This is a genomic window from Methylotuvimicrobium buryatense 5G (assembly GCF_000341735.1).
Lineage (GTDB): Bacteria > Pseudomonadota > Gammaproteobacteria > Methylococcales > Methylomonadaceae > Methylotuvimicrobium > Methylotuvimicrobium buryatense.
Genome location: NZ_KB455575.1, coordinates 4568135 through 4584412 on the forward strand (window position 1 = coordinate 4568135; position 16278 = coordinate 4584412).

Here is a 16278-nt window from a genome sequence, read left to right on the forward strand (position 1 = left end):
ATTAAGTTAAGCCGTTCGTGGTGAGCCTGTCGAACCATGGACGGCTTAACTTATCGACCCAGGATTTTTCCATTCACCCTTCGACAGGCTCAGGGCGAACGGAAAAATCCTTAACTTAATGGCAGTGCAGCAAAGGCCCGGTACCTCTGTAGGTCAATGCCGGAGCTTGAGTGCGATGGGTATAAAAAATAATAAGAACACTAAATCATGAATGTATTGACTAAATTAATACCTTGGTATTTTTTCATATGGGGTTTCGCATTGCAGGGCTGTGCGACGGTCGAGCCGTGGGAGCGAGGCACTCTGGCCAAGCCGCAAATGGCATTGGATCGCCATCCGTTGCTAAACGATTTGCGTGGACACAATTATGGTAGCCGCGAAGCGGCAGGAGCGGGTAGTTCTGCAACTGGAGGCGGTTGTGGCTGTTATTGACGAATCCAAATCTGTCAAGGACGATGGCAAGCCGGCGCGAACCAGTTTACAAGCATTGACGGCCGCGGCATTGATTTTGCCTGGACTGGCTCCGGCGGCGGCGCAAGACAATGAGTTTACTTTTCAGTACGGCCGTTATGAAGAGAGTCGACGCGATTTGGGTGAAGTGACCAATTTAGATGGTGAAGTTGTTCTCAATAGAAGCCAATTCAAACCGATAACTGTCGATAGTCTGCAAACGACCGCGAATGTCAGATTGGCCGACCGTATCAAATTCGCTTTCAAGTATGTGCAAGACACCTGGTCCGGCGCCACGCCGGTGAGTACCGCACCGGCAACTCGTCAAGGCAATGTCGCATTTGGTTCCGGCGCGACGATGGCGGGGGCTTCGCCGTTTTTAAATACGGGTGGCTCGGCTGCGGGTAGAGTCTTTTTTGACTCGCAGTTAAGACCGATTCGCACGAAGCTGGATATGAATTCATTTCAAGTGCGAAGTCTCGGAGTCGATGAAAGAAATGTTCATACGATGTCGGTTGCCTCTCCGGAAGTTCGCAAGGAAGGCAGTTTCAACCTGACTTATGAATGGGATGAGGCTACAGTCAGCGCAGGCGGAGGATTGTCCATCGAAAACGATTATGAGTCGCGCTTTGCCAATTTGGGCATGACGCTCGATTTCAATCAAAAAACGACCACGGTCAGCGGAGGCTTGAGCTATGCGAACAGCTCGACGTCGGCTCTGCTTAACCATGACGCGCAAAATTATATCAATACCAGCGCGTATGATGGCGCGTTGCCTGGGTTACAGCCCCGATACGCAAAGCTCGAAGCCGTTCCGTTCGGTCAAAATGTGCTGCGCGGTAAACGCGAGGATTGGACGGTCAATTTAGGCTTGACGCAAATTGTAACCAAAAGCGCGTTGGCTAAATTCGGTGCTAGCTACACCCGCAGTACCGGTTATTTGAGCAACCCTTATAAAGCCGTCACGGCGATTTTTATCGACTCTAATGTTTCGGGACAATGCGATTTCGGCTTGGATTGCCCCGCCGATGTACGATATGTGGGTCAATCGAAGGCCTTTTTGGAGCAGCGGCCGGAATTGCGCAATCAATGGAGTTTCGATACAGGCTGGGTGCAATATATCAATCCGCTCGATGCCGCGTTGCATTTCGATTACCGGTTTTATTTCGACGATTGGGGTATCAATGCGCATACCTTCGATGCCGATTGGGTGCAGCCGTTGGGCTTGGGCTGGTCGGTCACGCCTCGGGTGCGTTACTATTCCCAAAGCGAAGCCGATTTCTATACGCCTTTCTTGATAGCCGGTCCGTCTGATGACCCTGGCAACGCAAGGGATTCCAGCGATAACAGCAAGCTGCCGACACAAACCTTTTCCAGCGATCACAGGCTTTCAGGCTTTGGCGCGCTGAGTGGCGGTGTGACGGTCAGTAAGCAATTCACTAAGGGTGTCAGACTCGATGCTTCCGTGGAATATTACATGCATCGCGGCGATTGGAAAATCGGCGGTGGAGGCGAGCCGGCTTATGCCGATTTTAACTTTCTCGTTGCAAATGCCGAACTCAATGTTAATTTTTCCGATTTGGGACGCAGTTTGACCGATGATCATAGCCATCATCACCATAATATGACCGAGCACGAACCGCTCATGCCGGCCGGCTTGATGTGTACCGGAGGGCACATGCTTAATCAGGAAGGCGACTTCATGGTGGGGTATGTGTATCAGTATTTTCGGGAAACCGGAAATATGCTGAATCGAACCGGTAAAGCTAGCGATACGTCAATGGTCGCCAACGGTTATCGAACGGTGCCGACCTTTCATGACATGCATATGCATATGATCGATCTGATGTATGCGCCGACCGATTGGTTTAATATCATGGTGATGCCGATGTTTATGGATATGGGTATGAATCAACGGCCATTGACCGGTATCAATCCGCCGGTTAACGTAGGAGCCGACCACTTGCATGGCGGACATGAGACCGGGGGGATTGGCGATACCTTGATGTTCGGCATGTTTAAGCTGTTTAAGCATCGCGGTCACCATGTGAATTTAGGGATTGGATTTAGCGCTCCGACGGGCGATACCGACATGAAGCTCAATCGTCAACATACGCAAGACGGCGGTTTTATTCATTACCAAATGCAACTCGGTAGCGGGACCTGGGATTTTTTACCGAGTCTGACTTATCTTGGCCAGTACGACAAGTTATCGTGGGGCGCGCAAGCAAGCGGAACTGTCCGTATGCAGAATCAAAACTCATCCGGGTATGCGCTGGGTAATATGTTTCAAGCTACCGCTTGGGGTAGCTATAGTATTTTCAATTGGCTGTCCGGTTCCGTGCGTGGTGTTTATACGACCGAAGGGTCGATCAGCGGTCGATTCAATCCGATAGCGGGTAATTGCTCGGTAAACTATTCTAATGCTTCCGAGCCTTGCAATAACGTCAATCCGACAGGGTCCACATTGGATGACCCGCGAAACTATGGCGGCCGATTTTGGGATGTCGGTTTCGGTTTGAATGTCGTAGTGCCGGGCGGTGAGTTTTCCGGTAATCATTTAAGCGTCGAATGGCTGCAGCCTGTCCATGAAGATGTCAACGGCTTCCAATTAGAGCGTAAGGGCTCTCTGTTTGCATCGTGGAGTTATATGTTTTAATTCTACCCTCGTAGATCAAAATGGGGCCGAATTTTGATCTGCGATGGGTATACGACAATCAAGTCCTGTCTCTATTGCCACGCCCACTGAACTTCGATTTGAAAAAGCCATCCCTAAACTATTTTCGATTCAACTTTAAAGCCATGGGTACGCCCTGCGAGATACAGTTGTTTGCTCGCTCGCGGCAGTCCGCCCAACAAGCAGCGAATATCGTTATCGCCGATGTGCAGCGTTTGGAGCGTTTATATTCGCGTTACCGATCGGATAGTTTCTTATCCGAAATAAACCGTACCGCCGCTCGGGCGGGGTCGATAAGTGTCGATGACGAAACGGCCGGCTTGTTGAATTATGCACAAACCTGCTACGAACAAAGTGACGGCTTGTTTGATATCAGTTCCGGTATCTTGCGCAAGGCTTGGCGTTTCGACCGGAATATCTTGCCGGATGAAGGGCAAATTCGAGCGCTATTGGAGAAAATCGGTTGGCATAAGATCGGCTGGCAACAGCCGAAATTAAGTTTTTCTGTGTTCGGTATGGAGCTTGATTTCGGCGGAATCGTCAAAGAGTATGCAGTAGATCGCGCCGCCGGGTTATGCTTGCAAGCCGGCATCGAGCATGGTCTGATCAATCTTGGCGGCGATATTAAAATCGTCGGACCCCGGCCGGACGGTTCGCCTTGGCAAATCGGCATCGCGCATCCGCGGCGTAAAGGCGAGGTCATGCAATCATTGGGTTTGGTTAGCGGGGCCTTGGCGAGCAGCGGCGATTACGAGCGTTGTTTAGAAATCGGCGGCGTGCGCTATGGCCATGTTCTCAATCCTAAAACAGGGTGGCCGGTGCGTTTTTTGGCTTCGGTTAGTGTCGTCGGCGACTTTTGCGTGGTTTCGGGTAGTGCTTCGACCATTGCGATGCTTAAAGAAGAGCAAGGCCCTGCCTGGCTAGAGACTTTGGGGTTGCCCTATCTTTGGGTCGATGTCAACGGCAATGCAGGCGGCCCGCTTATGGAAAATTCGTCCATGTAGATACTCTATGCTGGCCTCTTACCTAGCGTTAGGTGAGGTGAGGGATCGAACGCTTCGGCGCCTCCGCGGGTACGGCCAAAATTTGAAGTGCGAAAAGTATAATCACGAAATCTTAAACCTAAAAAGAGCAGTTGAGAGCCTCAAACTACCGTTCGCCCTGAGCAAAGTAAGCGCCCTTCGGTCGCATGGCGTTAGCAAGAAACAGGGGAAGGCTACCGTTGAAAGTGTATTATATATGGACCTTACCAGCAAAGACCGAATAAGCACTGGTGCTAATTGCCCGTTGTCTGAGTGTGGTTTGGTGACGTCGGCGACTTTGGTGAGCTTTTGCATCCCGCTTGAGAGAATGAGCAAGACGATGTCCCCAGCTGGCAAGGCTATTTATGAACTTTCATCAGGAGTTTATGCCCATGGCTATGCGCGTCAGCAAAGTATTGAATATTCAGTATCCCAATGCGGCCGGTATTGATATTGGTAGCCGCAGCCACTTTGTGGCGGTTCCGGCGGATCGCGCGACAGAGTCGGTGCGGGAATTTGGTTGTTATACCGAAGATCTCAATGCGCTAGCCTTGTGGTTGCTGGACTGCGGCATTACGATAGCCGCGCTTGAATCAACAGGCGTCTATTGGATTCCGGTGTTCGAGGTTTTGGAAGCACATGGCATTCAGGTGATGTTGGTCAATGCGCGTAGCGTTAAAAATGTCTCGGGCCGTAAATCCGATGTCCTGGATTGTCAGTGGCTCCAGCAATTGATGAGTTTTGGTTTGCTCAGTTCGGCATTTCGCCCGCCTGCGGATGTTTGCGCGTTACGTGCCGTCTCGCGCCAGCGCGACACGTTGCTGCAAGACCAAGCGCGTTGCGTACAACGCATGCAAAAAGCGCTGACACAGATGAACCTGCAATTAACCAATGTCATCACGGATATCACTGGACAAACTGGACTGAACATCATACGAGCCATTGTCGCCGGGGAGCGAAATCCTATCGAACTGGCCAAACATCGAAATTACCGCATCAAGGCAAGTGAAGTTGAAATAGCCAAGAGCTTGGAAGGAACATGGAAAGCAGAGCATTTATTTTGCTTGTCGCAAGCCTTATCGCTTTATGACACCTATCGAGCCTTAATCGCTGAGGCAGACGCGAAGTTGGAGACCCTCATTGCTCCATTACGTCGTCAAGACGTGCAAACGGCCAAAGGCAAAACCAAGCGAGGCGGCAAGAATGCGCCCGGCTTTGATGTGCAGGAGGCTTTGAGGGAATGGGCAGGCGTTGATTTAACCCAGATTGGTGGTATTGATGTTTGCACGGCACTTAAAGTTTTGGTGGAGTTAGGTACGGACCTATCCAAGTTTAAAACGGCCAAGCATTTTTGTTCCTGGCTGGGATTATGCCCAGGGACCCGAATCTCAGGCGGCAAACGTCTTTCAGGCGCTAGCAAACGGATACCTAACCGGGTGGCGCGTGCGCTTAAGTTAGCGGCGCAAGGATTGCATCGCAGCCAATGCGGATTAGGCGCCTATTACCGAAAAACGGCGGCTCGCTTGGGTAAAGGAAAAGCTATCACCGCCACAGCGCATAAATTAGCCCGATTAATCTATGCCATGTTAACGAAGGGCACCGAGTATGTTCAGCAATCACAAGCTGAATATGAAGCGAAATTCCATGACCGTACCCTTAAGTATCTTCAACTAAAGGCGAAAACACTCGGATTTGACCTCGTGCCTCAAGCTGTTTGAAGGCCTATTTAATGATTTTATTTATCCTGTAACCTATTGATTAAGAATAACTAAATTAGCTGTTTCTTGAGAGCCCTTCGGTTACGCTCAGGAGAGCCATGTCAAAGGGTGAACGGTAGTTTGAGGCTTCACCAGGCCGGTGAACGTGTTGTAGACCCTTCATGCTTCGACTTTACTCAGCACGAACGGTCTACATCACATGCCAACTGCTCTTTTTAGGTTAAACCGACTCCGGTGTTTCCGTTTTACGGAGGAGGTCGTGATATAGCCGGATGCGGTCTATGTATTTAACCGAATCCTTGCCTGCTGCATAACCGTATTTCAGGTTTTTGAAATGGCGCCTTTCTGATAGCAGCGGTAGCACTTGTTTGATATCGGCCCAGACATTCGGGTTTTTGCCCATTTTTCTAGCCAGTTCGCGCGCGTCCAGCAAGTGTGCGATACCGATGTTGTAGGCAGCCATCGCGAACCAGATGCGGTCTTCTTCGGCGACTTCCTGAGGAATTCTTTTCAGCAATTGTTGCATGTATTTCGCGCCGCCGCGGATACTTTGCCTGGGATTGAGCCGGTCATTGACGCCCAGCGATTTGGCGGTGGTGTTGGTCAACATCATCAAGCCGCGTACGCCGGTCGGACTTTCCGCGTCGGGATTCCATTCCGATTCGCCGTAAGCCTGGGTTGCCAGTAGCGTCCACGGAATGTTGTAGTCGGCCGCGACTTGTTTGAAATAGGATTTGTATTTGGGCAGACGTTTTTTGACGCGTTGGAAAAAAACCGCCGCGTCATGGTAGTCGAAGAGCTCGGCGTAGCCGTAATAGCGTTCGTTGAGTGCTTTTAGCGTCGAGTCGCTTTGTATGCGTGCGAGCCAGTCTTCGATGTATACCCTGAGGCTCGAGGAATTGTGCGGCAATGCCCAGGCGAGCTTTTCCTCGGACAGCGTGTAGGCGTTGATTAGATTTGGATAATGCAGGCGGTTGACTGCAACGATGTTCGATTCGACGACCGTGCAATCGACCGCGCCGTTGCTGACTTGTTCGAGAACTTGCTCGGTCGATAGCGTCGAGGTGCTTTGCCATGACAGTTCGGGGTAGTGTTGTTGGATTTCGGACAGTTTTTCATCGCTACGGCTGTCGGCAATGACCAGTAGCGAATGATTCAGCAAGTCTTCGTTGGTTTTCGGCAGTTTGCTGCGTTTGTTGCAGACGACCTGCTGTTCGACCGTTTTGTAACTCGGCCCGTACTGGAAGTGTTTCGGGCTGAGTTCGCTTCGGGTCAATCCGGCCGCGGCGATATGGCCTTCGCCGGCCGCCAGCGCCGCCATGATCGCGGCGGTATTGTCGTAGACCTTGTATTCGACGTCGATATTCAGCGATTGTGCTAATTGCTGTGTCAATTCGTATTCAAAGCCTTGTTGCGTGGCGTCGTCGCCATGGTAATACGTCGTCGGCGCGTGGCGGGTCAAAACGATCAGCTTGCCTTTTTCGCGGATGTCTTCCCAGACGCTGACCGGCTTGCGGTTCAGGTCGGCATCGTGAACCGGCAGTTGGACGAATAGCGGGATGAACAAAGCATTTAACCTTCTCATAACGGTACCTTCAAGTAGTGATCAGTCCTTTTCCAGGCGGTATTTCAAGTCAAGCCTTTGCGATTCGCCGGCTCGGGTCTGTAGACTAAAATGTTGACTCAATTTTTGTTCCAAAATGACGGCATAGGTATTGGAAAACAGGCCTAACGAAAAACCCAGATATAAATCGGGATTAATGTATTTGCCGAGTCGCACTGCGGTGTCTTCGAGACGCTGGGCTTCCTCGACCTCGAACTGATCGAAGCCTAGCTGGTTGCTGAGCCATGAAAGTTCGCCTGCGCCGTAGTTGATTGCGGCCTTGGCTAGCATGTTGGCTTGCGATTCGCCGGTACGTTGCAAGGAACGGCCGGTCAGCAGATAGGCCAGCGCATCGGATTCCGGCATCGGCGGCCGGCTCGATACTTTGGTTTGCGGCGATTTGACCGGCCCGGTCACGGTCAATATTGCGGTTACATCTTCGCCGATGGCTTTACGCGTTGCTTCGATGTTTAGCCAAGGGTTGTCCACCGGCCCGTTGAATAAAAATTCGCCTCTGGTTATCGTCAAATCCTGTCCGTAAGCCTTGTATCTCGCATCTTGCATCGCAACTCGGCCTTGCATGCGTTGCGTGCCGGGCGAGGAAGTATAACGGAGGTTGCCGGTCAGCCGGGTATCCATGCCGTAGCCGGAGAAACGCACCTGTTCGCTCAACAAGATGCCGATATCGGTTTGTACGTTCAAGGCAGTCTCTACTTCCTCGACGATTTCCCGACCGATGATGATTTCATCGGCGCTGGGTGCAATCGCGGTTTCCGGTAGTTCGACTAGCTTCAATTCGGCGCTGTCGACGGTGACATCGCCGGTGACCTGAACAGATGCCTCACTTTGTTTAACCGTCAAGCGCGGCGATACGCTAATTTCCGCTTCGGGTAAGCGAGCTATTTCGAATTCGCTGCCGGTGATCGTCAGTTCAGCAGGAAAACCGGCTTCCGGATTCAGATCGAAGGTGCCGTCGAGATACAGCGATCCTTTGCCGGAATCGATGCGTCCGGACAAGGTCAACTGTTCGGGCTGTCCCGGCTGCCCCGATAATCTGAGGTTGATGTTGTGCGGATGAATGCCGATTTCAGGCACATCGAGTTCGGCATTGCTGAGTTGCAGCAGGCCGCTGAGTGCCGGTCGTTCGGTGTCGCCGGCGAGGGTCAGATCGGCCGTGATCCGGCCTTTGAGATTTTCGATATCCTGCACTAACTGATCTATCAGGCTTAAGTCGGCAATCGATGCTTGCAAGTTGCCTGTCAAAGACTGTGCGTTTGTTGCGGCGAGCGGTGCGGTTTTGACTTGCGCACTGATAAAGTCCCGGCCGGTCAATCCGATTCTCAACTCGGCATCGAGCCGCTCATCACCGTATTGCGCTTTCAGCCGAGTTTCGGACAAAGCAAAAATAAGGGGTTTCTCGCCGTCTCGGGAAAGTTGTAGCGATGCATTTACGACCGTGGCGTCGGCATCGGCCGTCAGGCGTTCGCCTCGTTTCAGGAAATTGGCGTTGGCATTGAGCGCACCGTCGAGGCTCAAGTTTTCGGGCAACCACGGTTTAACCATGGCCAAGTCGATATTGCGCAATTCGGCAGTGGCGTTCAGGCGGCGCTCGATTGAGCCGTCGGCGCTCAGGCAGATCGCCGCACCGGTCTGAACGAAGCAATTTTGCGGCAGGTTGACACCGATATCGTCGCCGGCGAAATCCAGCCGAATCGGCCAAGGTCGGTCGAGTCGCCATTGCTTTATTTGCGCTTGGTCGATGTCAAGACGTTCCAGCGTCGCAAGCCAGCGTTGATTTCGTAAACTGCCGTTGAGTACGGTATCGAGCTTGACGATTTCGGAACTCAATTTCGCGTCGAACCGGTGATCGTTTAACGATCCCGAGCCTTGCAGCGTTAATTCATCGATCGCTTGCCCGTCCAACTCTACGCCTTGCAAAACCAGGTCGAGTTGCGAACGTTGGCCCAAGGCTTCGGCATAGTCGAGATTCAGCGTCAACAGGCCGATACTGAAATCTTGGTAACTTAGTTTGTTGGCATTCAATTGAGCTTTGACGGCAGGGTCCAGGTAGTTGCCTCGTACGGTGCCGCTGCCTTTGATCGAGCCGGAAAGTCCCGGCCAAACGGCCGCGAGATTGGGTGCATCGATCGAAAAATCGAGATTGGAGCGGGTTTCGGCCAGAATGCCGTCGGCCGTAAGGCGATTCTCGGACGATTGCAGCAGCAGTTGGTCTATGGTAAGGCGTTGCTCGGCGAAAGCCAGTTTGCCATGACCTTGAATCGGGCTATCGAAAAGCGTGCCGTGCAGTTTTTCGATAGTGAGCGTGGCGGTCAATTGTTCTTCGGCAAAGCGTCCTGATGCAGCGGCTTGAAGATTCAATGAGCCGCTGATGTCGGGCGTAAAGTCGCCCGGATCGAGCTGTTGGGCATTCAGGTCCAGCGCGAAATCTATCGCGTCGCGCCACGAAACTTTGCCTTTCAGATCCAGCCGTCCTTGTTTCGGACGTAGAGACAGTTGATGTATATCGATCGCTTCGGTACTGCCTTGTCCATTGAAAAGCACGTCGAACGGCGGCAATTGTTCCATTGCCAGCTTGGCGGTCAGATCGATTCGGTAATCGTCCAAGGTTCCGCTCAAATCGAAACGGCCTTGGTCGGTTTCGACCTGGGGAGGGCCGGACAGCGGCCATTGAAGTTTTTTCCAGTCGCCGGTCAAATTTACGCTGATCGGTTCGTCGGCCCATATCACACGGCCCGCCAACGTAAGGCGGCCTTGCTTCGGCGCCAGTTCCAACCGTTCGAGCGTCAACGAATCGCTATCGGCATAGCCGGCCAATTGCAACGCAAACGATTCCTGCTCGGCCGACAGTTGTGCGGCCAGATCGATACGGTAATCGTCCGAGTTGCCGTCGATCGTGAACTCACCCTCCGGGCTCACAATATCGGCTTCGCCGTCCAGCGGCCATTGCAACCGTTGCCAGCGGCCGGAGACCGAAAAAACCGGCACACTTTCGGCCAAATTGAGCCGGGCTTCATGATAAAACTGAAAAGGGCCTTCGGCATGGCCCGTCAGCATGAGTTCCTTTAGCGTGCCCAGCACCGTCATTTCACCGTCAATCGCCGGCGTTTCCGGTAGTTTCAATTGCCAGGCCAATTGCGCCGATAACGGAAAATGCGGTTGAAGTTCGATTTCCGCGCGCCCGTAAACGGTTGCCTCCGGCATTTCCAGCGCGAGGCCGGTCAGGCGCAACGTATTATCGATCAAGGCGGCGCGCAGGCGAAAGCGGTCGATCGCAATGTCTTGCTCGCCGCTTCGGAAACGCGTCGCTTGCAAGTCGATATCATCGATTAGGATAGCCAAAGGAATGTTCGGCATCGAAAAAGGCTCGTCATCGTCGGACTCGGGCGCTTCGTCTGTTATCTCGACCGATAAGCCGTTCGCTGCAAGCCTGTCGATATGCAGCGTGCCGCTCAACAATGCCGAGGGCCTCCAGGCGAAAATGAAGGTGTCCAGCGTAACTCGTTCGGTTTCGCTAAGATAGACGAGTTTGTTCAGGGTCAGTTCGCTAAGCAGCGTACCGTCGATGCGCTCTACTTCGGCATCGAGTTCGGCGGCGCTGATCACAGTTTGTATCAGCCAACGGCTGCCCGGTTCGCTGCCGAGTATCGCCAGCAGTGCGATCGGCAGGCTCAAGAGCGTTCCGCTCAGCGTCAGCACGAGCGCTTTGAAAATAGCCTTTGCGTTCACAACTGTGGCCCTGCCGAGAAATGCACCTGAAACGACGAGCCTGATTCATGAAACGGCACCGCGAAATCGATCCGTATCGGTCCAACCGGCGATATCCAGCGAACGCCGAGTCCCGCGCCGATTTTTACGTCGATATCGCCGAAATCGTTATGCGCGTTACCGCCGTCGACAAAAGCCGCGACACCCCATTGATCGCCGATGAATTGTTCGTATTCGAGGCTCAACACGGATAGCATCTTGCCGCCGATCACATGTCCGGCCGCATTGGTCGGGCCGAGTTCCTTGTATTCATACCCTCGTATCGATTGCGTGCCACCGGCGTAATAACGGTAAGTCGTCGGTAAATCGTCGAAGTTGCTGACCAGGCTCGCGCCGACGTCGCCGCGCATGATGAAGCGCCCGGACCACGGCACGCCAGTAATCAAGCGCGCTCCAGCGCCGGCTTGTACGAAACTCAGCGTCGACACGACCGATTCGTGCGCGCCGGCCAGGGAAAAATTCAAATGGTAACCTTCGGTGGGTCGGATCGGCGAGTTGCTGCGCGTGTATTGCAGGCGAACGCCGGGTATCAATAGCAAGGCGCTGCTATCGACATCGACATCGGCAGATCGGAACGATTCGTAAACGAGATCCAGAAAGCCGATTTGTTGCCAGCCGCTCGGGGCTATGCGTTGACGCTGTGCCGATAGTTTGAACATATTCGAAGTGAATGTATCCGGTTCTTCATGCTTGAATCCCGCGCCGAAACTGAAAAAGTCGCTGGTCGGTTGTTGCAGCGGAATGTTGTAACGGCTTTCCGCGGTCGACAGCACCGGCGACAGGTCCAAGGCCGCGTTGAAAGTATGTCCGCGCCTATTTAGCCGCCGGTTGGTATAACCTAAGCTGAACAGCGGGCCGAAATTCGTGTCGTAACCGACGCCGACTTCGTAGCTGTGTTTCTTTTGAGGATAGAGCGCGATGTCGACCGGCACTTTTAAATCGATCGCGTCGTCGATACGAGGTCGGATTTCTATGGTTCTGAAATAGCCGCCCGCAGTTAGATTGTTGTAGGTGTCGGCCAGTTTTCGGCTCGAATAAGGCTCGTCTTCTTCAAATGGGATAAAGCGTTGGACGAAGTCCGGATTCAGGATGTCCTGATCGATCTTGACTTCACCGAAGAAGTAACGCTGTCCGGAAGCGAAGTCGAGAACGATTTTGGCGCTGTTGCGTTCGGTATCGACTCTGATCGCGCTTTCCAGAAAGCGGGCATCGAAATAGCCGCGTTCCTGGGCGAGCGATTGAAAACTGCTTTTGAACGATTCGTAGCGTCCATGGTGCAGAATGTTACCAGTTTTGATGGGGTTCCCTGCGAGCAATTGGTTATAAGCCGTATCAAATTCCGCTTCCCCCGAGACGCTTATGGCGAGTTCTTCGATGCGCACCGGCGGGCCTCGGGTGATTTTGAATTCGGCCTGCCAGCAGTCTTCATTGAAGCCGAGGTTTTTTTCGACGCGGGTGTGATAGTAGCCTAGCGCCCGCATCGCTTTGTCGATTTCGGTGTCGGCCTGCGCGAACAAGCGATTGATCCGCCATTGTGGAGCGTCACAAGCTTCTTTCGATAGGCTCAAGAAGGCGCGCACATTGGCTTTTTGCCCGCTGCTGACGCCTGAAATGACGATGTCCGGCGTATCGGGTTCGAAGACGTCGAACGGCAGCAGACGGCGCAGCATGGCTTGAAAACCGCTTTCGCTTTCAGGTGTCGTAGCGGCGATGCCGTTGCAAGAAACAAGCAACAATGCCGGGAGACAGAGACTTTTTCGGCACTTGAAGATGCTTATCATAACAGTGAAGGCCAAAAGTTTCGGCCCATGCTGTCAGGGATTTATTAATCTGACAACGGAAAGACTTCGATCGACTCGGCAGGTTGGGGCGCCGGGTAAGACGGATAAGCGCTTTCTTGCGGTCGACCGGTTTGGTAAAGCCTTTCGCCTTCTTCGAGTAGTTTTTTGCCTTGTTCGATCATATTTTGGCCATCTTTGACCTGAAGTTCGCCCTGGGCAATTATTTTCTTGCCTTCGTTAATTGTATCGCGGCCTTCGGCAATTCTTTTATTGCCGTCCTTGACTAGGCGGTTGCCTTCATTCCATTTAATGCCGGCTTCGATGAATGGGCCGCCTTGTTTAATCATCAGATCGCCTTTGCTCGGTGCGGGAGTGTTGCAACCGGTCAATTGGGTAGCGAATACCGAAAGTACCGGCAATAGGATCGATAATTTGGTTTTAGACATGACAAGACCTTATTAATTGGAAAAAACGAGCCGTTATTATAACGTAATTAAGGAATTGGCGGGTTTCAGGAGGGTGATTTATTCGAATGGGGAGGAGATGAAATCCTTCGAAAGCGATTTTGAGTTTGAGCTCAGATGGCAAAATAAAAATCTACTTGATGATCGTTACACTATAACGTATCTTATTGTTTTTTTTATGGATCTCTTTGCTGCTTTGCAGAGAAAATTACGAAATTGTCGCGATAAATTGCCGATCAGTCTGAACTCATGCGCAAATCACTCACATTATTGTTAGCTCCCTTCGCTTCGGTGGCTCATGCCTCCGATGTAAACAAAGCTTCGAAATCCATTATGTTGGATAAAATCGTCGTCAGCTCACCCTTGCCGCAATCGGCTTCCGATACCGCTTTGCCCGTGACTATTTTGAGCGGCGAAGAATTGCGTTTGAAAGCGGGCAGCACGATCGGTGATACCTTGAAGAATGAGCCGGGCATTCATAGTCAATCCTTCGGTCCCGGTGTCGGTCAGCCGGTCATTCGGGGTCAAACCGGATCGCGAGCGCAAGTTCTGCAAAACGGCTTGGGCAGTCTCGATGCGGCTTCGATAAGCCCTGATCACGCGAACAGCACCGAGGGCTTTTGGGCCGAACGTATCGAGGTATTGAAAGGCCCGGCTACGCTACTTTACGGCGGCGGCGCGATCGGCGGCGTGGTTAACGTAATCGACAACCGCATTCCGGATCGTGTTCCGGATAAAATGATCGAGGGCGCGGCCGAGCAGCGTTATAACTTCGTCAACGAAGGCAAGACCACGGCTTTCAAATTGGAAGGCGGCAAGGATTTCTTTGCGTGGCATCTGGACGGCATGTTCCGGGAAAGCATCGATATGCAGATACCCGGTTGGGCAGTCGACGAATCCGCCGAGGCCGAAAGCCATGAAGACCATGAAGATGAAGATTCTTTTAATAATCGGGGGCGTTTGTTGAATTCGAACACGCGAGCTCGTTCCGGTACCGTAGGCTTTTCCTTTGTCGGCGATCCCGGGTTTATCGGCTTTTCCATCAACCATCTCGACAATAATTATGGGGTGCCGCTGGGTGCTCATGCGCATCATGAGGACGAGGGAGACGAAGATGCTATGCCCGAACGCGTGCGTATCGATCTCAAACAAACCCGTTACGATATGAAAAGCGAGATCAAGGACCCTGTGTGGTTTGCCGACAGTTTGCGGATTCGGCTGGGTTATAACGATTACCAGCATACCGAATTGGAAAACGGCGAAAAAGGCACGGTCTATACCAACACCGGATTCGATAGCCGCCTTGAGTTGATTCAAAAACCTTGGTTACTGTTCGATCACGGCGTGGTCGGCGTGCAAACCAAAAATAGCGAATTCGAAGCAAAGGGCGATGAAGCGGTCGTGCCGCGTTCCGATATCGATTCGTTCGGATTTTTTACGGTTCAGGACATTCATGTAGGGCCGATGACCTATGAATTCGGCGCACGCGTCGAGCAACAATTCATCGATCCGGACGGCCAAAATCAAAGTACGCATACGCCGGTCAGCGGTTCGGCGTCGGCGCTCTGGCATTTTACCGATCAAGACTCGGTTCGGTTGTCGTTTACACATGCTCAGCGCGCGCCGGACGTACAGGAATTGTTTTCCAACGGCCCGCATTTGGCGACCAACAGTTACGATATCGGGAATGCAGGCCTTACGGTCGAGGCTGCGAATAATCTGGAATTGGGGCTGCATTTCGAGCGCGACTGGGTTCATGCCGACTTCAATCTTTATCATAACTGGGTCAACAATTACATCGCGCAAATCAGAACCGGCGAGTTTTTCGACGAAGATCATGGCGAAATCGAGGATGAATGCGATCATGATCACGAGTGTTTGCCGGTTTTCCGGGCGCAACAGCGCGATGCGATTTTGAAAGGTTTCGAAGCGCAAGTGACCTTTCCGTTGCTGGAAACGCGTTACGGACATTTGGACAGTCAGTTTTTCGGCGATTACGTGCGAGGACAATTTACCGACGGTAGCGATATTCCCCGAATGCCGCCTTTACGTTACGGCATGCAGCTTTCGTGGGAGCATACGGCTTGGGCCGCGAATGTGCGCATTACGCGCGCCGAAAGACAGGAAAACCCGGGTTACAACGAAACGGAGACGCCCAGTTATTGGTTGTTGAACAGTACAGCCAATTACCGAGTGGCTGCCGGAGACGAAACCGATGTTTTGCTATTCGTCAAAGCCAGTAACCTTCTGAATCAGGATATCCGTAATTCGGTGTCTTATTTGCGCAATATCGCACCTGAAGCCGGACGTGCCGTGGAGTTGGGTATTCGCGTCGCATTTTAGACGGTAAAGCCGTATTTGCTTCGAATTATGGTTCTAAACAAACTGCGCACTTTTTCTGCTTTCCCATCGTTCCAGCGTGGGAATGCATACCGATTCTTTTTCGGCAGCCAAAGCATGGATTCCCAAGGAGGACCACTCATCGTTATGCACAAATATCGGTAAACTTGCTAAACAGAGGTCATCGTATAACTGGAAACGGTGCTGTTTGATAAATCTGCGGATATTGAACATCAGTGACTTCGAAATCGCGACGAAGGCGTTGCTCCCACAAGGGGCCGGATGCTCTGTGGGAGCGATCCCCAGATCGCGATTTCGAAGTCGGGAACGTTGGGCGACAAAAAATGGTATCGAGGCCTTATTGCAGCAATTCCCAGTTTGAGCAGTTTCGCCGATTTTAGGGTGTGGGGTATGCCTGCCGAGGAACGCCGTAAACC

General features: G+C 52.3%; 9 protein-coding genes. 5 read left to right on the forward strand and 4 right to left on the reverse strand.

The genetic code is table 11. The features are described from left to right. The first annotated feature begins 207 nt into the window (after positions 1-207). The 4 genes from METBU_RS26865 (at position 208) to METBU_RS0120665 (ending at position 5867) form a co-directional block, all read left to right on the forward strand. The gene (locus METBU_RS26865; protein WP_083877869.1) at positions 208-432 is read left to right on the forward strand and encodes a DUF4266 domain-containing protein; all 225 of its coding nucleotides are present in this window, start codon (positions 208-210) and stop codon (positions 430-432) included. Continuing rightward, the gene (locus METBU_RS0120655; protein WP_040575916.1) at positions 419-3109 is read left to right on the forward strand and encodes a DUF3570 domain-containing protein; all 2691 of its coding nucleotides are present in this window, start codon (positions 419-421) and stop codon (positions 3107-3109) included. The genes METBU_RS26865 and METBU_RS0120655 overlap by 14 nt, the downstream gene beginning before the upstream one ends. Positions 3110-3252: 143 nt before the next feature. Further along, complete coding sequence (locus tag METBU_RS0120660) at positions 3253-4131, forward strand: FAD:protein FMN transferase (RefSeq protein WP_138767204.1); 879 nt, start codon at positions 3253-3255, stop codon at positions 4129-4131. A 410-nt stretch (positions 4132-4541) separates the two neighbouring features. Then, on the forward strand, positions 4542-5867 hold the full coding sequence (locus tag METBU_RS0120665; RefSeq protein ID WP_017840197.1) for an IS110 family RNA-guided transposase: 1326 nt from the start codon (positions 4542-4544) through the stop codon (positions 5865-5867). Positions 5868-6087: 220 nt separating this feature from the next. Here the strand turns inward: METBU_RS0120665 and mltF are convergent, their stop codons facing one another. Genes mltF through METBU_RS0120685 form a run of 4 tightly spaced genes read right to left on the reverse strand, consistent with a single transcriptional unit; the run spans position 6088 to position 13483 of the window. After that, complete coding sequence (gene mltF / locus METBU_RS24865) at positions 6088-7452, reverse strand: membrane-bound lytic murein transglycosylase MltF (RefSeq protein ID WP_017842432.1); 1365 nt, start codon at positions 7450-7452, stop codon at positions 6088-6090. Positions 7453-7473: 21 nt separating this feature from the next. Next, complete coding sequence (locus tag METBU_RS0120675; protein WP_017842433.1) at positions 7474-11217, reverse strand: translocation/assembly module TamB domain-containing protein; 3744 nt, start codon at positions 11215-11217, stop codon at positions 7474-7476. Continuing rightward, the gene (locus tag METBU_RS0120680) at positions 11214-13037 is read right to left on the reverse strand and encodes an autotransporter assembly complex protein TamA (protein ID WP_138767203.1); all 1824 of its coding nucleotides are present in this window, start codon (positions 13035-13037) and stop codon (positions 11214-11216) included. Before METBU_RS0120680 ends, METBU_RS0120675 begins: the two co-directional genes overlap by 4 nt. 44 nt (positions 13038-13081) lie before the next feature. Then, on the reverse strand, positions 13082-13483 hold the full coding sequence (locus METBU_RS0120685) for a hypothetical protein (RefSeq protein WP_017842435.1): 402 nt from the start codon (positions 13481-13483) through the stop codon (positions 13082-13084). 267 nt (positions 13484-13750) lie between these two features. Here METBU_RS0120685 and METBU_RS0120690 point away from each other — a divergent pair, with 267 nt between their 5' ends. Next, a complete protein-coding gene (locus tag METBU_RS0120690; protein WP_017842436.1) occupies positions 13751-15844 on the forward strand; it encodes a TonB-dependent receptor in 2094 nt (697 codons plus the stop codon). Positions 15845-16278: the final 434 nt, after the last annotated feature.